The organism is Bartonella sp. AA86SXKL, assembly GCF_042196885.1.
Genome location: NZ_JBHIRE010000004.1, coordinates 40,258 through 65,407 on the forward strand (window position 1 = coordinate 40,258; position 25,150 = coordinate 65,407).

The 25,150-nt window shown below is 39.0% G+C and carries 21 protein-coding genes; 16 read left to right on the forward strand and 5 right to left on the reverse strand.

Annotated elements, in window-relative coordinates:
- Window positions 1-2: 2 nt before the first annotated feature.
- The 9 genes from ACFIO5_RS03150 (at window position 3) to truB (ending at window position 9,618) form a co-directional block, all read left to right on the forward strand.
- Window positions 3-416 carry a helix-turn-helix domain-containing protein gene (locus tag ACFIO5_RS03150; protein ID WP_375633981.1) on the forward strand — a complete coding sequence of 138 codons (414 nt, stop codon included), beginning with the start codon at window positions 3-5 and terminating at the stop codon, window positions 414-416.
- Between the two features lie 130 nt (window positions 417-546).
- A complete protein-coding gene (gene metK, locus ACFIO5_RS03155) occupies window positions 547-1,815 on the forward strand; it encodes a methionine adenosyltransferase (RefSeq protein ID WP_375633979.1) in 1,269 nt (422 codons plus the stop codon).
- Window positions 1,812-2,513, forward strand: a complete 702-nt coding sequence (locus tag ACFIO5_RS03160) for a tRNA (guanine(46)-N(7))-methyltransferase TrmB (protein WP_375634588.1) — start codon at window positions 1,812-1,814, stop codon at window positions 2,511-2,513. The genes metK and ACFIO5_RS03160 overlap by 4 nt, the downstream gene beginning before the upstream one ends.
- 127 nt (window positions 2,514-2,640) lie before the next feature.
- A complete protein-coding gene (rimP, locus tag ACFIO5_RS03165; RefSeq protein ID WP_375611870.1) occupies window positions 2,641-3,291 on the forward strand; it encodes a ribosome maturation factor RimP in 651 nt (216 codons plus the stop codon).
- Between the two features lie 47 nt (window positions 3,292-3,338).
- Window positions 3,339-4,970, forward strand: a complete 1,632-nt coding sequence (gene nusA, locus ACFIO5_RS03170) for a transcription termination factor NusA (protein WP_375634589.1) — start codon at window positions 3,339-3,341, stop codon at window positions 4,968-4,970.
- Window positions 4,971-5,606 (forward strand): RNA-binding protein, encoded by a 636-nt coding sequence (locus ACFIO5_RS03175; protein ID WP_375633975.1) that lies wholly within the window; start codon window positions 4,971-4,973, stop codon window positions 5,604-5,606.
- Window positions 5,603-8,122, forward strand: coding sequence for a translation initiation factor IF-2 (gene infB / locus ACFIO5_RS03180; RefSeq protein ID WP_375634590.1), 2,520 nt, complete (start codon window positions 5,603-5,605; stop codon window positions 8,120-8,122). The genes ACFIO5_RS03175 and infB overlap by 4 nt, the downstream gene beginning before the upstream one ends.
- Window positions 8,123-8,243: 121 nt before the next feature.
- Window positions 8,244-8,651, forward strand: a complete 408-nt coding sequence (gene rbfA / locus ACFIO5_RS03185; RefSeq protein WP_375633973.1) for a 30S ribosome-binding factor RbfA — start codon at window positions 8,244-8,246, stop codon at window positions 8,649-8,651.
- Between the two features lie 4 nt (window positions 8,652-8,655).
- On the forward strand, window positions 8,656-9,618 hold the full coding sequence (gene truB, locus ACFIO5_RS03190) for a tRNA pseudouridine(55) synthase TruB (RefSeq protein WP_375643073.1): 963 nt from the start codon (window positions 8,656-8,658) through the stop codon (window positions 9,616-9,618).
- Window positions 9,619-10,077: 459 nt separating this feature from the next.
- On the opposite strand, the gene ACFIO5_RS03195 is transcribed toward truB, so the two are convergent.
- Window positions 10,078-11,706, reverse strand: a complete 1,629-nt coding sequence (locus ACFIO5_RS03195) for an MFS transporter (protein WP_375613307.1) — start codon at window positions 11,704-11,706, stop codon at window positions 10,078-10,080.
- A gap of 314 nt (window positions 11,707-12,020) precedes the next feature.
- On the opposite strand from ACFIO5_RS03195, the gene rpsO reads away from it, so the two are divergent.
- The 3 genes from rpsO to ACFIO5_RS03210 all read left to right on the forward strand — a co-directional run bounded on the left by rpsO (window position 12,021) and on the right by ACFIO5_RS03210 (window position 15,807).
- Complete coding sequence (rpsO, locus tag ACFIO5_RS03200) at window positions 12,021-12,290, forward strand: 30S ribosomal protein S15 (protein ID WP_005774142.1); 270 nt, start codon at window positions 12,021-12,023, stop codon at window positions 12,288-12,290.
- 253 nt (window positions 12,291-12,543) lie between these two features.
- Window positions 12,544-14,739, forward strand: a complete 2,196-nt coding sequence (gene pnp / locus ACFIO5_RS03205) for a polyribonucleotide nucleotidyltransferase (protein ID WP_375633970.1) — start codon at window positions 12,544-12,546, stop codon at window positions 14,737-14,739.
- A 72-nt stretch (window positions 14,740-14,811) separates the two neighbouring features.
- Entirely contained in the window at window positions 14,812-15,807 is a 996-nt protein-coding gene (locus tag ACFIO5_RS03210) for a class I SAM-dependent methyltransferase (RefSeq protein ID WP_375633968.1), read from the forward strand.
- 18 nt (window positions 15,808-15,825) lie between these two features.
- Here ACFIO5_RS03210 and hslU read toward each other — a convergent pair whose 3' ends face one another.
- Window positions 15,826-17,136: an ATP-dependent protease ATPase subunit HslU gene (gene hslU / locus ACFIO5_RS03215; protein WP_375633966.1), complete on the reverse strand. Its 1,311-nt coding sequence runs from the start codon at window positions 17,134-17,136 to the stop codon at window positions 15,826-15,828.
- Window positions 17,137-17,718 carry an ATP-dependent protease subunit HslV gene (gene hslV, locus ACFIO5_RS03220; RefSeq protein ID WP_375633964.1) on the reverse strand — a complete coding sequence of 194 codons (582 nt, stop codon included), beginning with the start codon at window positions 17,716-17,718 and terminating at the stop codon, window positions 17,137-17,139.
- 220 nt (window positions 17,719-17,938) lie between these two features.
- On the opposite strand from hslV, the gene ACFIO5_RS03225 reads away from it, so the two are divergent.
- The 4 genes from ACFIO5_RS03225 (at window position 17,939) to ACFIO5_RS03240 (ending at window position 22,452) form a co-directional block, all read left to right on the forward strand.
- Window positions 17,939-18,928, forward strand: a complete 990-nt coding sequence (locus ACFIO5_RS03225) for an asparaginase (RefSeq protein WP_375633962.1) — start codon at window positions 17,939-17,941, stop codon at window positions 18,926-18,928.
- A gap of 122 nt (window positions 18,929-19,050) precedes the next feature.
- Window positions 19,051-20,049: a type I pantothenate kinase gene (coaA, locus tag ACFIO5_RS03230; RefSeq protein ID WP_375633960.1), complete on the forward strand. Its 999-nt coding sequence runs from the start codon at window positions 19,051-19,053 to the stop codon at window positions 20,047-20,049.
- 13 nt (window positions 20,050-20,062) lie between these two features.
- Window positions 20,063-21,436 carry a leucyl aminopeptidase family protein gene (locus tag ACFIO5_RS03235; protein ID WP_375633958.1) on the forward strand — a complete coding sequence of 458 codons (1,374 nt, stop codon included), beginning with the start codon at window positions 20,063-20,065 and terminating at the stop codon, window positions 21,434-21,436.
- Window positions 21,437-21,588: 152 nt separating this feature from the next.
- The gene (locus ACFIO5_RS03240) at window positions 21,589-22,452 is read left to right on the forward strand and encodes a C40 family peptidase (protein WP_375634025.1); all 864 of its coding nucleotides are present in this window, start codon (window positions 21,589-21,591) and stop codon (window positions 22,450-22,452) included.
- Between the two features lie 921 nt (window positions 22,453-23,373).
- Here the strand turns inward: ACFIO5_RS03240 and mutT are convergent.
- Together mutT and argJ are read right to left on the reverse strand one after the other, a co-directional pair.
- Entirely contained in the window at window positions 23,374-23,787 is a 414-nt protein-coding gene (gene mutT / locus ACFIO5_RS03245; protein ID WP_375633956.1) for an 8-oxo-dGTP diphosphatase MutT, read from the reverse strand.
- Between the two features lie 125 nt (window positions 23,788-23,912).
- Entirely contained in the window at window positions 23,913-25,145 is a 1,233-nt protein-coding gene (argJ, locus tag ACFIO5_RS03250; protein ID WP_375633954.1) for a bifunctional glutamate N-acetyltransferase/amino-acid acetyltransferase ArgJ, read from the reverse strand.
- Window positions 25,146-25,150 lie beyond the last annotated feature (5 nt).

The window sequence follows — 25,150 nt, forward strand, 5'->3', positions numbered from 1 at the left end:
TTATGACCGAAACTAAAAAAAAACCTGACCCTATAGATATCTATGTTGGAACTCGTATCCGTTTACGTCGTAATATTTTAGGACTCACTCAAGAGAAACTAGGTGAAAAATTAGGAATTACTTTTCAGCAAATCCAAAAATATGAAAAAGGAACAAACCGTATTGGTGCCAGCCGTCTTCAAGCGATAGCGGAAATTATGGATGTTCCTGTTTCTTACTTTTTTGATAAAGGTATTACCTCCCAACAAGTAGAGGGTTTTGCTGAAAGTGAACACAATTTTATAGACTTTTGTTCTAGCAGCGAAGGGATTCAACTCATGCGCGCTTTTACAAATATATCTGATGCTAAAGTGCGTCGAAAAATTATTGACTTGGCAAAAGCACTTTCTGAGGAAGATTTGACAAATAAGTTATAAATTAAAATTATATCTTTTCTCTTTTATTCATATACATTTGCATTGACTATTTGCTGTAGAATTAGCAAATGGTGACGACTTTAGTAAGCAATTGATTAAATCGTTGGTTTTCTTTTTTGAAGGAGTTCCTATGCCGCATCAAGATTATCTTTTTACGAGCGAATCGGTATCGGAAGGACATCCTGATAAAATTTGTGATCGTATTTCCGATGAAATCGTTGATATGATCTATAAAGAAGCTGAAAAGACTGGTACTGATCCATGGTTAGTACGCGTTGCCTGTGAAACTCTCGTCAGTGTCAACCGTGTTGTTATCGCTGGTGAAGTACGTGTTCCCGATACGCTATTAAAAAAAGATAAAAATAAAGAATTCATCTATGATGAAACTAGCTTTCCACTCATTAATCCCACACGTTTTCGTACAGCAGCCCGCCGTGCTATTCGTACCATTGGCTATGAACAAACAGGCTTCCATTGGAAAACTGTTAAAATTGATGTTCTTTTGCGCCCACAATCAGCTGATATAGCAAGAGGGGTTGATAATGCTACGGATCGGCATGGTGAAGAAGGAGCAGGTGATCAAGGTATCATGTTTGGATATGCTTGCCGTGAAACACCTGATCTCATGCCTGCGCCAATTTATTATGCGCATAAAATTCTCAAACTTCTTGCCGCAGCTCGTCATAAAGGAGAGGGAGAAACTGGAAAATTAGGACCAGATGCTAAAAGCCAAATAACCATACGTTATAAAAATGGAAAACCGATAGAGGTCACATCCATTGTTCTTTCAACGCAGCACCTTGATGAAAGCTGGGATTCCAATAAAGTACGTACAGTGGTTGAACCTTACATTCGCCAAGCTTTACATGACATTCCCATTGCAGCTCAATGCAGTTGGTATATTAACCCAACAGGAAAATTTGTCATTGGAGGACCTCAAAGCGATGCCGGATTAACGGGACGCAAAATTATTGTGGATACTTACGGAGGTGCAGCACCCCATGGAGGCGGTGCTTTTTCAGGAAAAGATACAACAAAAGTTGATCGTTCTGCTGCCTATGCGGCACGCTATCTGGCTAAGAATATTGTTGCTGCTGATTTAGCAGAGAGATGCACCATTCAACTCTCCTATGCAATTGGTATTGCACAACCTTTATCTATTTATCTTAATCTTCATGGAACAGGAAAAGTCGATGAAAAAGTTATTGAAGAAGCCATCCGCAAAATAATGGACCTTTCACCTACCGGCATTCGAAAACATCTTGACCTCAATAAACCTATTTATGCGAAAACAGCTGCCTATGGTCACTTTGGTCGTAAACCAAAACACGATGGTTCGTTTTCATGGGAAAAAACTGATCTCGTGAAAACGCTTCAAACAATGATCCAAATCCCATGATTAAACATAATATACGTAAGAGTGAAGCATTTTTTGGACGCCGACAAGGAAAACAACTTCGAAACAGTCAGCTTACACGTATACAAATGCTTCTCCCCAATTTGAATATTGATTTAAATGTCCCTCCTCCCTTAAACCTTACATCCTTATTTTCAAGCAAAGTAAGAGAAATTCGACTTGAAATCGGTTTTGGTGGAGGTGAACATTTACTTCATGAAATGGAATATTTTCCAAAAACCGGTTTTATCGGCGTCGAGCCCTTTATCAATGGCATGGCAAAAATATTATCGTCTCTTGAACAGCATCAAAACCATCAAAATCGTCTTCGCCTCTATAATGATGATGCTACACGCCTTCTTGATTGGCTCCCTGATAACTCGCTTGATGGAATAGACCTCTTCTATCCTGATCCTTGGCCGAAAAAGAAACACTGGAAACGACGCTTCATCAACATAAAAAATCTTAACCGTTTTGCTCGTGTTCTTAAAATAGGGAAGTTTTTGCGCTTTGCTAGCGATATAGACAGTTATGTAAACTGGACTTTGTACCATTGTGCACAACATGATCACTTTGAATGGAAAGCAGAAAGCCCTCAAGACTGGAAACTCCCTTATCCACTATGGAGCGGAACCCGCTATGAAGCAAAAGCTTTACGCGAAGGACGAACGCCTGCCTATCTTACCTTTATCAAGAAATAAATGATCAAGCGCTTTTCTCATAAACAACTTGAAAAATTTTGAATTTAAGAGTATCAATAGTTAAATTCTTGGTCTTATGATGAAGAGTGGGCCGTTGGACCCGCTCTTTTTTAATATCATAAAACTGATGAAACCAACTTGGATAAAATGTATGAACGAAGCTGAAAAAATAAGCAATCTTGACGAACCGCGCCTGTTTGAAGAAGATGGTATCGAAGCACAGGTTGCTGCTCTTGTCATACCACTACTTAAACCTTTAGGTTTTCGTTTGGTTCGTGTGAAACTTCTTGGTCAAAATGGTTTAACACTTCAAATTATGGTTGAACGTGCCGATGGTTCTATGACCATAGAAGATTGTGAAACTGTTAGTCGAACAGTTTCTCCCCTCCTTGATGTACAAAATGTTATTGAACGCAAATATCATTTAGAAATCTCATCACCTGGAATTGATCGTCCATTGGTAAGAAAATCTGATTTTTTTCATTGGCAAGGGCATCTTGCAAAAATTGAAACCAAAATAACAATTGATGGGCGCCGAAAATTTCGTGGGACACTTACAAATATCACGCAAGATGGATTTATTTTAAACACTGATAAAGCTGCTTATGGAGAAGCCATGTATACCCCTATTTCCTTTTGTGATATCATAAATGCGCATTTAGTGCTTACCGATGAGCTTATTCGCGATGCATTGAAACAAAATAAAGATTTAAGTCAACAATTCATTGCCGAAGAGAACGCTAACGACTCTATACAGACGCTCAATTTCAAAAAATAATATCACTGGGAAATACCCATCGTGTGGCACAAAGAAGGAGAAAATTGATGGCTACAAGCGCTAACAGGCTTGAGATTCTGCAAATTGCAGATGCTGTTGCACGTGAAAAGTCAATCGACCGTGAAATTGTCATTTCTGCGATGGCTGATGCTATTCAAAAAGCAGCACGTTCTCGTTATGGTCAAGAAACCAATATTCGTGCTGAAATCAATTCTAAAACAGGTGAAATTAAATTACAGCGCCTGCTTAAAATCGTTGATGTCGTTGAAGACTATACAACGGAAATTACTTTGTCTGATGCTCTCAAACGTCAAACAGAAGCAAAAATTGGTGATTTTTTTGCTGATCTTTTACCTCCTATGGATTTTGGACGTATCGCAGCACAATCTGCTAAACAGGTTATTGTACAAAAAGTACGCGATGCAGAGCGCGATCAGCAATATGAAGAATTCAAAAATAAAGTTGGTGAAATTATTTCTGGTACAGTTAAGCGTGTGGAATATGGTAACGTCATCGTTGATCTAGGACGCGGTGAAGCTATTGTTCGCCGTGATGAATTAATTCCTCGTGAATCATTCCGCTATGGAGATCGCATTCGTGCTTTTGTCAATGATGTACACCGTGAAACGCGTGGTCCACAAATTTTCCTTTCACGCACACATCCCCAATTTATGGTAAAACTTTTCACTATGGAAGTACCAGAAATTTATGATGGTATTATAGAAATCAAATCTGTTGCTCGTGATCCAGGTTCACGGGCTAAAATCGCCGTTGTTTCACGCGATGGTTCCATTGATCCTGTTGGAGCATGCGTTGGAATGCGAGGAAGTCGTGTACAAGCTGTTGTTGCTGAATTACAAGGCGAAAAAATTGATATTATTCCTTGGTCGCCTGATGCGGCAACATTTGTCGTTAATGCACTGCAACCTGCTGAAGTTTCTAAAATCATCCTTGATGAAGATGCTGAACGGATTGAAGTTATTGTGCCAGATGATCAACTTAGCCTTGCTATTGGACGACGTGGGCAAAATGTTCGCTTGGCTTCGCAACTAACAGGATGGAACATTGATATTTTAACGGAAAAGGAAGAATCTGAAAATCGTCAAAAAGAATTTACTGAACGGAGTAAATTGTTTATGGCAGCCTTAGAGGTTGACGAAATGATCGGGCAGGTTATGGCATCAGAGGGTTTTTCTTCTATTGAAGAAATCGCCTATATTGATCTTGAAGAAATCGCTTCTATTGATGGTTTTGACCATGATACCGCCGCTGAAATCCAAAGTCGTGCCCGCGAATATCTTGATCATCAAGAAAAAGAACTTGATGAAAAACGCAAAAAGCTCGGAGTTTCTGACGAGTTGCGAACACTTCCTGGAATGACAAGTGCTATGTTGGTTGCTGTAGGTCAGGATGGTGTAAAAACAATAGAAGACTTTGCTGGCTATGCCGTTGATGATTTAGCTGGTTGGAGAGAACGTAAAGAAGGTCAAACACAGAATTTTTCTGGTATTTTAACCCCTTTTGACATTACACGCGCAGATGCAGAAGCTATGGTTTTAGCCGCACGTGTACAAGCAGGCTGGATAGACCAAGCTGATCTTGTTACAGAAAATCCTGTAGAAGATGAAAATTCTGCAGAAAATGAAAAAACAGATGATTTGGATGTGGATACACTTTAAATGAATGAACGGACTTGCATTGTGACCCGAAAAAATGCTTCAGCACAAACGCTGATCCGTTTTGTTATTGGTCCCAATAACCAAATTGTTCCTGATCTTAAAGCGAATTTACCAGGGCGTGGCGTTTGGATTTCTGCCCATCACGCTGTTATTGAGAAAGCAATCAAACAGAAAGCTTTTCATAGAAATTTTAAAACAGATGTTGAAGTTACACCAAATCTTGTGCATGTTGTTGATACGCTTTTACTAAAAGCCGCTCTTTCAAGCCTTTCCATGGCACGAAAAGCGGGAGCAATTGTTATGGGAGCAACAAAGGTTGACGCTGCTATCCGCTCTGGTAAAGTTATTCTTGTACTTCATGCTAAAGAAACAACAGAAGATGGGAAACGAAAAATTGCACAGGCCATCCATTCAATACAACAACAAACAAATCGGACTATAAAAACCATATCTTTATTTACAAATGATGAAATGCGAGTGGCTTTTGGCTCTAATCCTGTAATGCACGCGGCCTTACTGGACACAAAAGCTGCTGAAGGATTTCTCAAAACGACATGTAGATTGATCAGCTATCGTGACGACAAGCATAGTAAGTCTAGTGAGATGACGGCACAAGCCGTGAAGGAAGTACAATGAGTGAAAATAACAACGACAAAACAACGGTCAAGAAGATACTAACTCTCAAGAGGTCTGTCTTGGAAACGAGCACGGTTAAACAAAATTTTAGTCATGGCCGTACGAAGGCTGTCGTTGTCGAAACCAAACGGCGTAAAATTACGCGACCTGATGAAAAAGCTGAAACCCTACAGCCCATTACAAAGCCGCATGTGGCCCCCCAGCGTTCTAAACCGCGTTTTGAGGAAAAAAAGCCTCAAGAATCTGTGGCCAAAAGCAATCTTTCATCAACTGAAATGGAAGCGAGACTTCGCGCGTTAGAAGAAGCACATATCCAAGAAAGAATAACGCGAGAACAAGCCGAAGAAGAAGCAAGACGCGCTAAAGAGCGTGAAGAAATTTTACAGCAAGAAATTAAAGAAAAAGAAATCCATCTCCAACAAGAAGAAGAAATATCGCCAGTGCAGACTCCACCTGTTCCCCCTCTCATTGAACAGGCAGATATTCCTATTGACACTAAACAGACAACCGTGGTTGAAAAACGCAAAATAGATGACAATAATGAGGAAGAACGGCATAGTCGACGTGCTAATCCTGCTAAATCAGAAATACGTGTACCCAAAGTTGTCAAAGGAGCTGATGAGCGGAGACGCGGAAAGCTAACTCTGAATAGTGCACTGGATGAAGAAGGAAGCGCACGTGGGCGCTCAATGGCTGCAATGCGGCGTAGACAGGAAAAGTTTAAGCGTGCACAAAATCAAGAACCAAGAGAAAAAATTTCTCGCGAAGTTGTTCTTCCTGAAACGATTACCATTCAAGAGCTCGCACAACGTATGACTGAGCGTTCTGTTGATGTGATTAAATTCTTGATGAAACAAGGACAAATGATGAAACCTGGCGATGTTATTGATGCAGATGTTGCCGAACTCATCGCTGTTGAATTTGGCCATACTGTTAAACGTGTTTTAGAATCTGACGTAGAAGAAGGTATCTTTAATATAACAGATAATCCTCAAAACATGCAGCAGCGCGCCCCTGTTGTAACCATTATGGGCCATGTTGACCACGGAAAAACTTCTCTTTTGGATGCTATTCGTAAAGCAAATGTTGTTTCTGGCGAAGCAGGAGGTATTACGCAGCATATTGGTGCCTATCAAGTAGAACAAAACGGTCAAAAAATTACCTTTATTGATACACCAGGTCATGCTGCATTTACGGCTATGCGTGCACGCGGAGCTCGTGTTACTGATATTGCTGTTCTCGTTGTAGCCGCTGATGATAGTGTTATGCCTCAAACGATTGAATCAATCAATCATGCGAAAGCTGCTGGTGTACCTATCATTGTTGCTATCAACAAAATTGATAAACCAGCTGCGAATGCACAAAAAGTGCGTACAGAACTTCTACAACATGAAGTGTTTGTTGAAACTATGGGTGGTGAAACTTTGGACGTTGAAGTTTCTGCTAAAACTGGTCAAAATCTTGATAAACTTCTCGAAGCTATCCTTCTTCAGGCTGAAATGCTTGATCTGAAAGCAGATCCCCAACGAACTGCAGAGGGCGTTATCATTGAAGCCAAATTGGATCGCGGACGTGGGTCTGTTGCAACAGTTCTTGTTCAAAAAGGTACATTACACCCTTCTGATATTATAGTTGCTGGAAATGAATGGGGTCGTGTGCGTGCTTTGATTGACGACCATGGCCGCCATGTCAAAGAAGCCGTTCCCTCTACACCAATTGAAATTTTAGGCATGCAAGGAACACCACAAGCCGGAGACCGTTTTGCTGTTGTCACACATGAAGCAAAAGCACGTGAAATTTCTGAATATCGACAACGATTAGCACGTGATAAAGCTGTTGCGCGGCAAACTGGTTCGCGTGGTTCTCTTGAGCAAATGATGACAAAATTGCAAACGACTGGTGTTAAGGAATTTTCTCTTATTATAAAAGGGGATGTGCAAGGATCAATCGAAGCAATTGCTTCAGCATTGGAAAAACTTGGAAATGATGAGGTTCGTGCACGTATTGTACATTCTGGTGCTGGAGGAATTACCGAAAGTGATATTTCTCTTGCAGAAGCTTCTAACTCTGCTGTAATTGGCTTTAATGTTCGAGCCAATAAGCAAGCACGTGATTTTGCTAAAACACAAGGAATTGAGATTCGTTATTACAACATCATTTATGATCTTGTTGACGATATCAAGGCTGCCATGTCTGGATTACTCTCACCAGAACAGCGTGAAACTTTCCTTGGTAATGCTGAAATTCTAGAAGTCTTTAACATTACAAAAATTGGAAAAGTTGCAGGATGTCGTGTTACAGAAGGTAAAATAGAACGAGGAGCCGGTGTTCGCCTTATCCGCGATAATATCGTTATTCACGAAGGAAAGCTGAAAACACTCAAACGCTTTAAGGATGAAGTCAATGAAGTGCAAAGTGGTCAAGAATGTGGAATAGCCTTTGAAAATTATGAAGACATGCGTGCAGGAGACATCATTGAGACCTTCCGTATCGAACATATTAATCGCACATTATAAAATAATCCAATAACTTTACTCTGTTGTGAAATGAGAAAAGTTATTAGGTTTTATACACAATATCTCTTTTTCCTTATCTAAATGGTCAAAAAAGAGATCTTGTAGCAAGGATAAAACTTTGATGAAAAATGCAGGGCCATCACAACGGCAACTTAGAGTAGCAGAGCAAGTACGTCATGCAATAGCGCATATATTACAGCGTGATATTTTGCTTGATGATATCTTAAAAGATATTGTTATTTCTGTCTCTGAAGTACGCATGTCACCAGATTTAAAAATTGCTACTTGCTTTGTATCACCTCTCAGCACTCTTAAAAATGCTTCTCATACCGATGTTGTTGATACCCTCAATAAACATAGTCGTTTTCTCCGTGGAGAAATCAGTCATGCGTTGCGACAAATGAAATATATGCCAGAACTGCGTTTCCGAATTGATAATAGTTTTGATAATTTTTCAAAAATTGATGCCCTCCTTCGCTCGCCTGAGGTTGCGCGCGATCTTCACCATAGTGATACAGATGAGGATTAAAGATATGGCGCGGCAACACAAGAAAAAAGGGCGTCCTGTTTCTGGCTGGGTCATATTTGATAAACCAAAAGGAATGAAATCAACAGAAGCTGTCTCACAAATCAAATGGCTCTTCCATGCTCAAAAGGCAGGACATGCGGGTACACTTGATCCTCTTGCTTCTGGTCTCCTTCCCATTGCATTGGGCGAAGCAACCAAAACCGTCCCTTACGTGATGCAAGGCAAAAAAACTTACCGTTTTCATATTGCTTGGGGGCAAGAGCGCTCAACAGATGATTTAGAAGGAGAAATAACGAAAACTTCTCTCATACGTCCAACACAAGAAGAAATACTTGCTCTTCTTCCTCAATATACAGGTGTTATTTTGCAAACACCTCCACAATTTTCAGCAATCAAAATTGCCGGAAATCGTGCCTATGATTTAGCGCGTGAAGGGGAAGTTGTTGAAATTCCGCCCCGTGAAGTGGAAATAGAAACTTTCAAGTTATTAGAAATGCCTACCAAAGAGCATTCTGTCTTTGAAATAACCTGCGGAAAAGGAACTTATGTGCGCTCTTTAGCACGCGATATAGGACGTGATCTCAGTTGCTATGGGCATATTGCTGATTTAAGACGTATTGCCGTCGCACCTTTTGATGAAGAAGATCTCATTACATGGGAGGAACTAAAAGCAGCCATTCCGCCAAATAAAAACACTACAGATGAAAATAATCGTTCTTTTGAAAAAAACTTCACAACACTTGATGAGCTCTTAATTGACACAAGCGCCGCATTGGATTGCCTCCCTCACTATATCCTTAATGAAACTCAAGCACAGAGGATTATAAGAGGCCATTCTATCCTCTTGAATCATCACAAAGTACCTCTTGATGAAGAGGAAGTTTGTGTCCTCTATAAGGAACAACTTCTTGCTATTGGCACTCTCGACAAAGGTCTATTTAAACCAAAGAGGATTTTCACAATTTAATCGATTCTTTTCCCAACCACCTTCTGCGGAAAGATATTTTTCTCTATCAATTAAGAAACATATGGTGCTTTTCATTGTCTATATTTACCGTATTCATATCAAAATTTAAGTCAGTGCTATAAGCTAACACCACCACACACTTTTTCCTCTTAATGTCGCAACAATCCTTGCATTTAAAGGATTCATAAGAGGCTTTTTATTTCTTTTTTAATCGTTTTTTACTCATACTTTAGTCCTCGTTTATAATGTACAAGCAAAGATATGGACTGATTTACTCTAAATAGATTTGAAACGAGAAAAGCTTAAGATTTTCAGAACTATCACTCAACATGAAAAATAACAAATAACCATTATAAATCAATTCATTAAATATTGAAACAGCAATTTTTTTATGATTATGCTAACAAATTGATCGAAATAATATTAATATATTTAATATTTACAAAAACTGTTTTAATCCTAAGGGAGATGATCAGAGGAAACTTTTAAAAGCATCTCATTGGCTTGAGGTATTGTTTGGCGTTCAATCATGCGGTGCACTCTTATACCGTTAGGAGCACAATTTAAATGACGCAGACGCTTATTGACTTCTGCATCTGCTTTTGTACGACGATGATTATGGCGTAAATAATCTACCCATGTTGGCATATGATAAGCCTCTGTCCAATATTCAGGTCTTTCAAGATCTCGTAAAAGGACCCACTGACGCGCACCATCACGTAATCGAATATGGCGTCGACGCGTCATCACTTTGAGAAACTCTTCAAGATCATTTTCATGAATTTTATAATCGATCATTATCATGATCGGTCCACTTCTTGCTTTGAGGTCAAGTAATAATTCCGGCTCTCTAAAATGATCAAGAGGATTTAAATCTATCTGAGGAATTTCTTGAATTCTAAATTTTACCCCCGCAAGAGCACCAAAAATCAAGAATAGAGAACAAACGCTCAAAGCAATTGTTGGAGAATAACCATCAGCCAAAACTCCCCAGATTGCACTTCCAATAGCCATCCCCCCATAAGATGCCGTTTGATAAAGTGCTAAAGAACGTGCAACAACCCAGCGTGGTGTAGAGAGTTGTACAGATGTATTAAACAATGATAATGCCAAAACCCAACATAACCCTGCAGGAAATAAAGCAATATGGCTTATAATCAGTGAACGGCTTATTCCCAATAAAAAGCAAGAAAAGGCAAAACCAATAAATGCACTTGCAATAATTGTTTCTGAACGAAAATGATGCCGTACAACTGCATTAATAATACCTGCTGTCATGGCTCCTAACCCAAAACAACCGAGCAATGTACCATAAAGAAGGGCACTTCCTCCAAGAACTTTATGCGCAACAATTGGCAAAAGTGCTAAAATAGAAATTGCTCCTATACCAAAAAGGAACGCTCGAACCATAATACTCAGGAGATTAGGTGACATCGCAACATAACGCAAACCATCTGAGACAGCTCCTAACAGCCTTTCTCGTGGTAATGAGTTGTTTTCATAATTCGACTTCCAGAAAAACAACGCACCAATAAGAGGAATATAGCTTATAGCATTAAACAAAAAAGCAGCAGATGCCCCCAAAGTTGCAATGATGGCACCACCAATAGCAGGACCAACACTCCGCATCAAATTAAAGCCTACACTATTCAAACTAACAGCAGCAGGAATATTTTCCCTGCTCACAATATCTCCTATCGTTGCTTGCCAAGAAGGATTATAAAAAGCTGTGCCACATCCAATCAAAAACGTAAAACATAACAAAAGCCAAGGTGTTAGAAATCCCATATAGGCTAAAACAGATAAACTCATGGATATGACCATCATCATAATCTGCGCACACAACATAATTTGACGCCGATTAAAATTATCCGCTAATGCCCCTGCCATCAAAGAAAACATAACAAGTGGTAATGTTGTGGCACTTTGAACAAGCCCAACCATGGAATGCGAAGAACTAATCAACGCCATTAACCACCCTGCTCCAACAGCCTGTATCAGCCCCCCTAAATTAGAAATAAGAGTAGATGACCATAGATTTCGAAATACCGAATTACGAAAAAGTTTTAATGTTGAAATGCTCTGCATCTTTTTCCTCCAAATCGGTATTTATCATCTTTGTTATCACACACACGCTCATAATCTTTGTATCAAAAGGATGCATAATTCTTTAAAAAACTTCTCATAAAACTCTATTTAAATCAATATTTCAAAACAAAAGCTTTTATTTAAAGAAAGACTTCAAAATGCTGTAAAGGACTAGTATTTTAACCTTCTTTCCTATATAAGGACGAAAATAGGTAAGAGTCTTTGACTCTTCTTGTTTCCTCACAGACCCTTGCTGAACGACATCTCGGCTATGGGTGACTTTATGTTTCTTCGTTTTTGGAAAGGATAATACGATGTCGATTACAGCTGAACGTAAACAAGCTCTTGTCGCAGAATACGCAAATAAAGTTGGTGATACAGGATCACCAGAAGTACAGATTGCTGTACTTTCTGAACGTATTTCTAATTTAACAAACCACTTTAAATCTCACAAAAAGGATAATCATTCTCGTCGTGGTCTTTTGAAGATGGTGTCTCAACGTCGGCGTCTTCTTGATTATCTTAAAGGAGTTGACCAAAATCGTTATCAGACACTTATCAAAAAGTTAGGTTTGCGTCGCTAAAAGAAAAATGGTGGTGGCGTTTAAAAAAAAACCACCCATTTTTTCAACGTGTTGCTTTTAATTAAAAAATTTAAAAACTGACAAGTTATTATGGGATAGGACTGCTCATCATTTCGCATTTAAGGCAGTTTACTTCTCTATTCTCGTAACAAAGATAAAAAGTATGTTGTCCACCCCAGAGCTTGGAAATATGCTACGCAAAACCAGAATGTGAGCAATCAAAGATTTAAACACTGGTCATTAAGGATAAAAAATGTTCAAAACGCACAAGATAGAAATTGAATGGGCTGGGCGTCCTCTCACCCTTGAAACAGGGAAAATAGCACGTCAAGCTGATGGTGCAGTGATTGCTACCTATGGAGAAACTATTGTCTTAGCAACCGTTGTATCAGCCAAAAGTCCAAAACCAGACCAGGACTTTTTTCCACTCACCGTTAATTATCAAGAAAAATCCTATGCTGTTGGTCGAATACCTGGGGGCTATTTAAAACGTGAAAGTCGACCAAGTGAAAATGAAACTTTGGTTTCACGTTTGATTGATCGCCCAATTCGTCCCCTTTTCGTTGAGGGATATAAAAATGATACGCAAGTGATTGTTTCCGTTATACAGCATGATCTCGAAAATAATCCCGATATCCTTGCGATGATTGCATCTTCTGCCGCATTGACCCTGTCAGGTGTTCCTTTCATGGGGCCTATAGCCGGTGCCCGCGTTGGCTATTGTAATGGACAATATATTCTTAATCCTCATATTGATGAAATGCCTGAATCAAAACTTGATCTTGTTGTTGCTGGAACAGAAAGTGCTGTTTTGATGGTTGAATCAGAAGCACAAGAATTATCGGAAGATATCATGTTGGGAGCAGTGATGTTTGGTCACAAAGGCCTTCAACCTGTCCTTGATGCCATTATAAAGCTTGCTGAAGTTGCTGCAAAAGATCCTCGTGATTTTGTTCCTGAAAATCTTTCTGAACTTGAAAAAGCGGTGCAGAAAATGGCAGAACAGGATATACGAAAGGCTTACACAATTACTGATAAGCAAGAACGTTATGCTGCAATTGATGCACTAAAGACAGAAATCCTCAATAAATTTATGCCAGAAACAGAAAAAGACTGTCAATTTAGTGCAGATCAAATTGCAACCGTATTTAAACAGTTGCAAGCAAAAATTGTTCGCGGGAATATTCTTGATACCCAAAAGCGGATTGATGGACGCAATCTTTCTACCGTGCGCCCTATCCAATCAGAAGTAAGTATTTTACCCCGCACACATGGATCAGCACTCTTTACCCGCGGAGAAACACAAGCTATTGTCGTTGCAACACTAGGAACTGGTGAAGATGAACAATATGTTGATTCCTTAACGGGAATGTATAAGGAAACATTCCTTCTCCATTACAATTTTCCACCATTTTCAGTGGGTGAAACGGGACGCCTTGGTTCTCCTGGTCGTCGTGAAATTGGACATGGCAAATTGGCATGGCGAGCAATTCACCCCATGTTGCCAACGAAAGAATCTTTCCCTTATACTATTCGTGCTGTCTCAGAAATCACTGAATCCAATGGATCTTCTTCTATGGCAACGGTTTGTGGGACCTCACTTGCTCTCATGGATGCCGGCGTTCCTCTAGCACGCCCTGTTGCTGGTATTGCCATGGGCTTGATTAAAGAAGGAGAACGCTTTGCTGTTCTGTCTGATATTTTAGGGGATGAAGATCATCTTGGAGATATGGATTTCAAAGTCGCAGGAACAGAAAATGGTATTACTGCCTTGCAAATGGATATCAAAATTGATGGTATTACCGAAGAAATTATGAAAATCGCGCTTGAACAAGCCAAAGGTGGACGAATCCATATCCTCAATGAGATGGCGAAAGCTTTAACCAGTGCACGTGCTGAGCTGAGTGAATTTTCTCCACGAATCGAAGTTATGAATATTTCTGTCGATAAAATCCGTGATGTTATCGGCTCTGGTGGTAAAGTTATTCGGGAAATCGTGGAACAAACTGGAGCAAAAATTAATATTGAAGATGATGGTACCATTAAAATTGCTTCTGCTGATGCTAAAACCATTGAAGCAGCAAAACGCTGGATCCATTCTATTGTCGATGAGCCTGAAGTTGGTGCTGTCTACCAAGGAACAGTTGTAAAAACTGCAGAATTTGGTGCATTTATAAACTTCTTTGGTTCTCGTGATGGACTCGTTCATATCTCTCAGCTTGCATCAGAACGCGTCACCAAAACAACCGATATTGTGAAGGAAGGTGACAAAGTTTGGGTTAAATTAATGGGCTTTGATGAGCGTGGAAAAGTTCGGTTATCAATGAAGGTTGTTGATCAAAAAACCGGAAAGGAAATCACCGGTGATAAAGCGATGAATGAAGAAAAGTGCGTGGATGAAAAAAAACAACCTGAAAATAAGCGCCGACGTAAGAAAAAAGAAGAGTAAGTTTTTCCTCTTATCGTATCATGAAATGCCATCTCAACATTGGAGTGGCATTTTTCTTTGAAAGAGTCATATGTGTTATTATTTTTGCCTTTTGAAAATCATGAACTCCCATATCCTGATCCAAACCAATGTTGGTTAAGTTTCGGTTTAACAGAAATCCCAGCTCCAGAATGGGCACAGAATTTAAAAGTTATTACGCCTTGGCGACCAGATTTTTTAAAATTTGTCGATACTCAATTTCACTGCTCTCCCCAAATAGATAAAACCTTCAGCTATGATGGTGCATTTTTACATTTGAGCAAATATCGTGGTTTTAACCAAAATTGTTTTCTTGATTTATTAGAATGCGTTAAACCCAATGGATGGATTGTAATCAGTGGGAATAAAACTGCTGGTGCTGCTTCAATGATGAAGTGGGTCAAAACAATTGTTCCCATCACCAACAAATTGTCTAAAAATCATGGTCTTGTATTTTGGTTGCAAGTTCCTCAACAAATTGAGAGACATAACATTGCACAATTGCGCTCACCACCGCTCACTTTTGGTAAATTTCAAACCACTTCTGGTATGTTCTCACACGGACGTATTGATCCGGGATCCGCTGCACTTGCTTCTTATATGCCCAAAGTTATTTCTGGAAAAATGGCTGATTTTGGTGCTGGATGGGGCTATCTTTCTCACGTTGCGCTTGAAAGAAGTGAAAAACTCACCGCTCTCGACCTTTATGAAGCAGACTACAACGCTTTGAGAGCAGCAAAACAGCACCTTAAATCCAGAACAGCTCCTTTTTCAATTCATTTTTATTGGCACGACCTTGTGCATGAACCTATCACAAATCTGTATGACACAATCATTTCAAACCCACCGTTTCACACGCAACAAACGACAGATATTTCATTAGGAAAAAATTTTATTATAAATGCTGCAAAGTGCCTAAAACCAGGCGGCAGTCTGCTTTTTGTTGCAAACCGCCACCTGCCTTATGAAACATTATTAAAAAATATTTTCCGCACAGTGTTGATACATGAACAAGCCCATGGTTTCAAAATTATCGAAGCGCGCAGATAAAGAAAACAAGCGATAACTCTAAAGAATAAAACGTGAAAGATCGATATCAGCAGCAAGTTCGCCAATAGATTTTCTCACATAAGCGGCATCAATTGTAAAGGATGTTCCAGCTTTATCAGGTGCCGTGAAAGAAATTTCATCCAAAACGCGCTCCATCACTGTTTGCAAACGACGTGCCCCTATATTTTCAATCCTTGCATTTAAATCTACAGCAATATCTGCTAAAGCATCAATTGCATCATCGGTAATTTCTAAATGAACCTCTTCTGTTGCCATAAGAGCAATATATTGTTTAATCAAACTAGCTTCTGGTTCCGTTAGAATGCGCCGTAAATCTTCTCTTGTTAAAGGGTTTAGCTCCACACGGATGGGCAAACGTCCTTGAAGTTCCGGTAATAAATCAGATGGCTTAGAAACATGAAATGCACCTGAGGCAATAAAAAGAATATGATCTGTTTTGATTTGCCCATATTTTGTAGCAATTGTTGTTCCTTCAACCAAAGGCAAAAGATCCCGTTGAACGCCCTCACGCGAAACCGCAACACTTGCTCCACCATCCCTAGTTGCAATTTTATCAATCTCGTCAATAAAAACAATCCCGTCATTTTCAGCAACACGAAGCGCTTCTTGAATAATTTGATCCTGATCAAGGAGTTTTTCAGATTCATCATCAATGAGCGGCTTAAAAGCATCCCTTACTGTCGTCTTACGAACTTTTGTACGACTGCCCATTTTACCCAAAATATCTGATAAATTCATAATACCCATTTGTGCCCCAGGCATACCAGGAATATCAAAGGTTGAAGCACTATTGCTATTATTATCGGCTACTTCAATTTCAATCTCTTTCTCATCCAATTCACCTCCACGCAATTTTTTGCGAAAACTATCACGGGTAGCGGGACTGGCTGTTTTACCAACAAGGGCATCTAAAACGCGCTCTTCAGCATTCACGTGAGCCTTTTCTTTTATTTCATCCCGTTTCTTTTCACGCACAAGAGAAATGGCAATTTCAACAAGATCTCGAATAATTTGCTCAACATCACGTCCCACATAACCAACTTCAGTAAATTTAGTCGCTTCTACTTTAACGAAGGGTGCTCCAGAAAGTTTTGCTAATCGACGTGCAATACCAGTTTTACCAACTCCTGTTGGCCCTATCATTAAAATATTTTTTGGCATAACTTCTTCACGCATCGGCGCATCAAGCTGTTGCCTACGCCACCGATTGCGCAGTGCAATAGCTACAGAGCGTTTGGCATCATTTTGGCCAATAATAAAACGATCAAGTTCAGAAACAGTTTCACGAGGGGAAAATACAACACACATTTAAATAGCTTTCTCTAAAGAAGATAATTCTGCATCCAATGTTTCAATCGTAAAATGATCATTGGTGTAAACACAAATTTTAGCGGCAATAGCCATAGCTTTACGAGCAATAGTTTCTGCATCCAAATCCAAATCCATGAGTGCACGCGCTGCTGAAAGAGCAAAATTTCCTCCAGAGCCAATTGCCATAACCCCATCTTCTGGTTCTAAGACATCACCAAGCCCTGTTAGAGCCAAAGTTACTTTCTTATCAGCCACGAGCATCATTGCTTCGAGACGACGCAAATAGCGATCTGTTCTCCAATCTTTTGCAAGTTCCACACAAGCACGCATAAGCTGATCAGGATATTGCTCAAGCTTTGTTTCCAATCTCTCCAGTAATGTAAAAGCATCTGCCGTAGCACCAGCAAAACCAGCAATAACCACTCCGTTCTTTCCAAGACGACGCACTTTACGTGCATTACCTTTCATAATTGTCTGTCCAAGAGAGACCTGACCATCCCCGGACATCACGACTTTTCCACCTTTTCGTACCGTAATAATTGTTGTACCATACATTATGTCTGGCTTATGTTCTGTCATAAGGAAACTCCTTAATATTAACTTTACTTTTTAATATTGATTTCTTTTCATACAATGTAAAACTCAATTACTATTGTCCTATTTAAGAACATATACAGCAAAACACAATGATTCAGCATAACTCAATTTGTTGAAAATGGAAAAATGATATCATTGTTGTCAATGTAAATTACTGCTAAATAGCTTTATATAAACAGTTTGTGCTTTTTAGAGGAAAATTATGAAAAAAATAGCCATAGGGACCTTAGGTGGAACAATTGCAATGACTGCTGATAGTTTTGGTCACATGCAACCGACTTTAACTTCAGATAACCTCATAAAAAGTGTTCCTGATTTAAATAACGTTGCTGATATTAATGCACAAACATTAATGCAAATACCAAGTGGATCTTTATCGTTTCAAATGCTTTTTGAAATAATTAAGTGGGCAAAACAACAAATAAACGCTGGTGCAGAAGGTATTGTTTTAACACAAGGGACTGATACTCTGGAAGAAACAGCTTTTTTTCTTTCTCTTTATTGGAAAGAAGCCGAACCACTCATCATAACCGGTGCTATGCGCATGCCTCATGAAGCAGGCGCCGATGGCCCCGCCAACATTTTAGCAGCCACTCGTGTCGCAGCAGCCACACAAAGTCGTAACAGGGGCGTTCTTGTTGTCATAAATGATACAATTCATTCACCTTATTGGCTCTATAAAAGTCATACCGTCAAAGTCGAAACATTTCAATCAGGTCTTGCAGGTATTTTAGGAACTATTTTAGAGGGAAAACTTATTTATTTCAATGATCGAAAATTTTTCCCAAAAACGTTTGATCTTCCCCAAAACCATGATCATCAAATTGCACTCCTCTATTCCTCTTTATCATCTGATGCACAATTAATGAAACTATGCCTTGAAAGTGGGTATTATGCTGGAGTTGTTATTGCTGGTTTTGGTGCAGGACACTGTAGTTTTCAAGAAGCAGACCTTGTACAACAATATGCACAAAAAATACCAATCATTATTGCTAGTCGTTGTTGTAATGGCTCAACAACTCGTATAACTTATGGCTATAAAGGCTCCGAAATCGATATGATTGCTTCTGGTGCTCTCATGTCTGGTTATTTATCAGCCGTAAAAGCGCGCCTACTTTTATGGGCTTTTTGGGCACAAGGGTACTCATTAGCACAAATCCGTGCAAACTGGAATGACTGGACTATAAGTTAATGAAAAATGATCTATTATCTTAAAAGAAGAGAGCATGCAAAACAAAATTTACTTGAAAATAAAGCCGCTCATCTGTCTGCTCTTAATCAATTGCTGCTGCAAAAAATTCTCGACCAATACAAATGATTGATACGACTATACAAAAAATTAATCAGAAAGATAATCTGGTCAAATCCGTTTCTGACCGATATTCACCCTATCGCGTTTTTACTGCACAAGAATGGTCAGAGTTTCGTGCAGACACACCTCTTACTTTGACTTTTGATGAAATTAAGCGTTTACGCTCTATTGATGATCCTATTGATCTTAAAGAAGTCCAACGCATTTATCTTTCTTTATCGCGTCTATTATCATGCCATGTTGAAGCAGTACAGGAACTTTTTCACAAACGTCAGCAGTTTCTCCATCAAGAAGAGAGTAGAAAAACGCCCTTTATTATTGGAATTGCTGGTTCTGTAGCTGTAGGAAAATCAACCACGGCTCGCATTCTTCAAGAACTGTTGAAAAGATGGACATCTAGCCTTAAAGTTGATCTGATAACGACGGATGGTTTTCTCTATCCTAACGCAATCTTACAGCAAAAAAATCGAATGAATCGCAAAGGATTTCCTGATTCCTATGACATTAAAAAGTTGCTGTGCTTTCTTTCGGCGATAAAAGCAGGTATCGGAAATGTCCGTGCCCCGCTTTACTCACATATGATCTATGATGTTCTAGAAAATCAGACTATTACCATTGATCGTCCTGATATTTTAATTGTTGAAGGTATTAATGTATTACAGGTCAGTGATCTTCCTAAAGATGGGAAAGTTATTCCTTTCGTATCAGATTTTTTTGATTTTTCAATCTATGTCGATGCCGAAACAGAAGTCATTCGTCACTGGTATTTAGAGCGCTTTAAACGTTTGCGTAAAACAGCTTTTCAAAATCCTGAATCCTATTTTCATCGTTATGCCCACCTCAATGAAAAAGAAGCTTCAAAAATCGCTGAGGATCTTTGGCAAACGATTAATTTAAAAAATTTACAGGAAAATATATTGCCAACACGACCACGGTCCAATCTCATTCTACGAAAGGGAAAAAATCATTTGGTCGAATATGTCGCACTTAGACGACTATAAGGATCTCATAACTATGCAGCACCACCACATTCATTTTACCTCAACGCGTATCGATAACAGTTGCCCTATCATCTTGGTAAACCAAAGAACTCTTGCCAACTTATCACTTGATGCGTCAACAACAGCATGGATAAAAGTTAATGACTTTACTGGTAAAGCAGGACAAATACTCTTTATTCCTCACGAAACGGGACATTTAAAAAAAGTTTTATTTGGAATTGGCAATGGTAACGATCCTTTTATCACAGGACTGCTTGCTCAAAAGCTTCCTGCTGGTCAATGGCATCTAGAAGGTACAACCTCTGATGAAATAAATACCTATCTTGGATTGGCATTTGGTAGCTATCAATTTAATCGCTATCGTCAAAATTCTTCTTTCAAATCATTATCTATCCATGTCAATGAGGCGATTGATCTTAATGAGCTCCAACGAATTTATGAAGCTGTCTTTTTCGTCCGTGATCTCATTAATATTCCAGCCAATGATATGAACCCTGATACTCTCGAAAAAGAAGCTCGAAAACTAGGAAAAACCTACGGTGCTCATATCAAAAGTATTTGTGGAGACGATCTCTTAATCCATAACTTTCCGATGATTCATGCTGTAGGACGAGCAGGCAGCACTGCACCACGACTGATTGAGTTACTCTGGGGGCAAGAACATCATCCTAAAATAACGTTGGTGGGCAAAGGCGTAACTTTTGATACTGGAGGTCTCGATATTAAATCAGCCAATAACATGTTGCTTATGAAAAAAGATATGGGGGGTGGAGCAAACGTTTTGGGATTGGCTAAACTTATCATGGATGCAAAATTGCCTTTCCGTTTACGCGTTTTGATTCCAGCTGTAGAAAATGCAATTTCTGGGAATGCTTACCGACCAGGTGATATTCTCAAAAGTCGTAAAGGTTTAAGTGTTGAAGTAGGTAATACAGATGCTGAAGGGCGAATTGTCCTTGCCGATGCACTCGCCTATGGTGATGAAGAAAGTCCACAATTCATGCTTTGTATGGCTACTTTAACAGGGGCAGCGCGTATAGCATTAGGACCAGATCTTCCCGCATTTTATTGTAATGATTCAATATGGGCACAACAAATTTCTGAATCTGCTCACGCTGTCTTTGATCCTCTTTGGCAAATGCCCCTTTGGAAACCTTATCAAGAGATGTTATCATCACCAATTGCTGATCTTAACAATGTAACTGGAAATAGCTTTGCTGGTTCTATAACGGCTGCTTTATTTCTTAATTCTTTTGTTGAAAAAGCTGAACATTTTGCGCATTTTGACCTTTATGGATGGGTTCCAAAAGAAAAACCAGGATACCCTATTGGTGGATCAGCACAAACTATTCGTGCCCTTTATAATATTTTTAAAAATGAATTTTGACACAAATATCCACAAAAATGGACAATTTTGCAGCTTAAAGAATAATTGGTCTTACACTGTGTTCTTAGTTTTGTTTGAGGATAAAAACCTTACCAATACAGTTTTCATGAGTTTGTTTAAAGGTAAGGAGTAACAAAATGGACAGCAAAAAGATGATCTCTAAAGACCCAAGACTTCATGCATTCAGAGATGATCTAGCAGATCAACGTCTTGAAACAGAAATTACAGCTCAGCGCTTTGTTCAAGGTGAAAAAAGACGTGTTAATACAGCGGTCGCTGAACTTTTTAAAGAAAATAGTAAAAAAAGTGAAAGACAAACAGAATGCTTATTGGGAGAAGAACTTCTCATTTTTGAACAAGGGGAAACATTGTCGTGGGGACAATCACTCAAAGATGGTTATGTCGGTTATATTGATACAAAAGTTCTTTGTACATCAACCATAAAACAAACCCATGTTGTTTCAGTACCACGCACATTTAAATATTTACACGCTGACTTACGTGGACCAATAGTATCCCCATTATCTATGGGAAGCAAAGTCAGTGTTGTTGATGAAATTGAAGTCCGTGACACAATGTATTCTATTCTTGAAAATAGAACAGCAATCATTACGAGCCATCTCAGCCCCATTGGACGCGTATATGAAGATTATGTCACAGTTGCAGAAACCTTTATCCGTACACCTTATCTTTGGGGTGGTGTCAGCGGTTTTGGAATTGATTGTTCGGGACTCATTCAGCTCTCTATGATGATGACTGATCAAATAGTTTTACGTGACACCGATATGCAGCAAAAAACTATAGGCAGTCCTCTTACAGATACTGATAAACTTCAACGAGGTGATTTAATTTTTTGGAAAGATCATGTTGCTATTATGGTCGATCACGCAAATATTATTCACGCAAATGGTTTTTCTATGGACGTTATGATTGAGCCATTGGAAAAAACAATTACGCGTATCGCTAAAAAAAATCAATATCCCATCGCAAAACGCCGTCCAATTCAAGAAACTTAATACATGCCTCCTATAAAAAGTTAATTGAATGTTTTTATTATACAATAGATTGATTTATAAGGATAACTATCCATCATTCGCTCTGCATCAAGCATTCTAAATATCGTAAAATTCTCTTATTTCAAATCTGTTTTTATGTTGAATCAATCAAAATCGCTTGCTTGTTCATCACAAGCGAAATTGATGTATAAGTAAAAATGATTACGAAAAGAAAAAATATCCCTTCTGAATGCTCTCAAATGCCAAGAGCTATCATAACTAACATTGGAACCAGCTTACTCCTTCATAAGCGTAAAGATAGTGGCGCTCAATAGATTTTATCTTATAAGGCTTTACCATTATACCATTCACGAGTGCCAGCACGAAATGGGCTTTGGAATATTGCGAGATGTCTCTTTTAAACAACCCCGTAAATATGCAACACAATGGCGTTCTATATTACGTAAGGGATATGCCCCTCTTAATCAAAAGCAACATTTTTTGAAATTTTTCCTATTATCGATATCTTATGAAATAAATACTCCTAATATCTCTCGATGCATCCAAGACAATCTCTCAATAATAATCGCGAAAAGTATAAATCCATTATCTACCACCATTTTTATGCTTATGAAGCGCGCAAAGGCATCATTATACACTTTTTGCCAATTCTCAATGTTGCGATAACCCTTGGCTATTGAAGAGTGTTCTTTCAGCACGTATTTTATTTATTTCTGTCTTAAATAATTTTATCCATATGACCCGCCCCACTTGGAACGTGCAAAAGAATGATTTTGATTAATTTAACATAAAACAGATTTGAAATGAAAAAATTTTTTATGACCCTGGACTTCCCCATTCAACATAAAAAAAAATTATAAATTATTATTATAACTCAATATATTGATTTATATTTAAACAATATTTCCTTCTTATGACACATTAAAGAAGGTGATTTTTCAATACCTGAACCAATGGTTTATCAGCATCAGGCATAGGGTATTTATCAAGATCATTAATAAAAACCCATTCTAAATTTTGCCCTTCTCGTCCTTGCGCAACGCCCTCATAATGGTCACAAAGATACAATGGCATTAAGAGATGAAATGTTTTATAGCTATGACTTGCAAATGTTAAAGGGTGTAAATTATTTGGTTGAACATAAATACCAAGCTCTTCCTCTAGTTCACGAATCAATGATGCTTCCAGAGTTTCACCTTGCTCAACCTTGCCACCAGGAAACTCCCATAAACCAGCCAGCGATTTTCCTTCAGGACGCTGTGTAAGCAAAACACGATTATTCTGATCTAACAGTGCGCATGCAACAACAAGAAGAATGGAACTTTTCATACACATATCACTCCCCAATAGGGAACATAAAGATAACTGACTTTTCTATCATATCCCCTCTGCTCCTAAAAGAGCTCACATACCCCATTTGCTCTGAAAAATAATAAACTGTTAAATATAAAGTGCATCCATTAACTTCTGTAATCGCTATTGATCATAACGTACTCTTTTGTTAAATCGCAAGACCAAACCGTCGCCGTGCTCTTACCCAAACCGATATCAACACGAATCGTGATGTGCTTACCTTGCATATAAGTACCTATTGTTTCTTCACAATACTCAGGATCTCGTACGCCATTCACGGCCACACGATGCTCACCAAACCAAATCGTCAATAGATCACGATCGACTTCAACACCGGCCTTCCCAACTGCCATAACGACCCGCCCCCAATTCGCATCTTCACCGGCAATAGCCGTTTTTACGAGCGGTGAATTTGCAATTGATAAAGCAATAGTTTTAGCTGCATTATTTGTTGTAGCACCCACCACATTAACCTCAATTAAATGACGAGCACCTTCACCATCACAAACAACTTGTAGTGCAAGTTCATGCAGAAGTGCACTCAATTGTTTCACAAAAACCCCATAACGCGGATCAGATTTACTTGTAAGACATGGAAAATGTTCTTTCCCTGTCGCAAACAACATAAGCGTATCTGAAGTTGAGGTATCGCTATCAACAGTAATTGAATTGAAAGAACCCTCAACTGCCTCTGATAACATGGATTGGAGTACATCCGAAGAAATGGTAGCATCACTAACCACAAATGACAGCATTGTCGCCATATCGGGTGCAATCATACCAGCACCTTTTGCAATTCCATTAATGGTAACACGCTCTCCCCCACAGTCAAAAGTGCGCGTCGCAAGTTTTGGAAATGTGTCCGTTGTCATTATGGCTTTTGCAGCTTCCAACCAATTTCCCTCTTCTGCTGTCTCTGTCATACTTGGTAAAAGATTGACAATACCCGATGCATCCATTGGCTCACCAATAACACCCGTAGAAGCTATAAAAATTTCATCTTCTCTAACCTTTAAAGCGTTCGCTGCTGCACAAATAATTGCATCGGTTGTGTGCTTTCCTTTGCTTCCTGTAAAAGCATTTGCATTTCCAGAATTCACAACAACACCCCTCGCAACCCCATGAGGAAGCGATGCACGACAATGCTCTACAGGGGCAGATGGACATTTTGAACGAGTAAAAACACCGGCCACACTCACTGGCTTATCAAATATGATGAAAAGAAGATCTGTACGATCTTTATATTTAATCCCAGCTTCAGCTGTTGCTATCCGTACACCAGATAATGGAGAAAGCTCCTGGATCTTTTGAGGCGACAAAGGAGAAATTTTCAAAACCACAATAT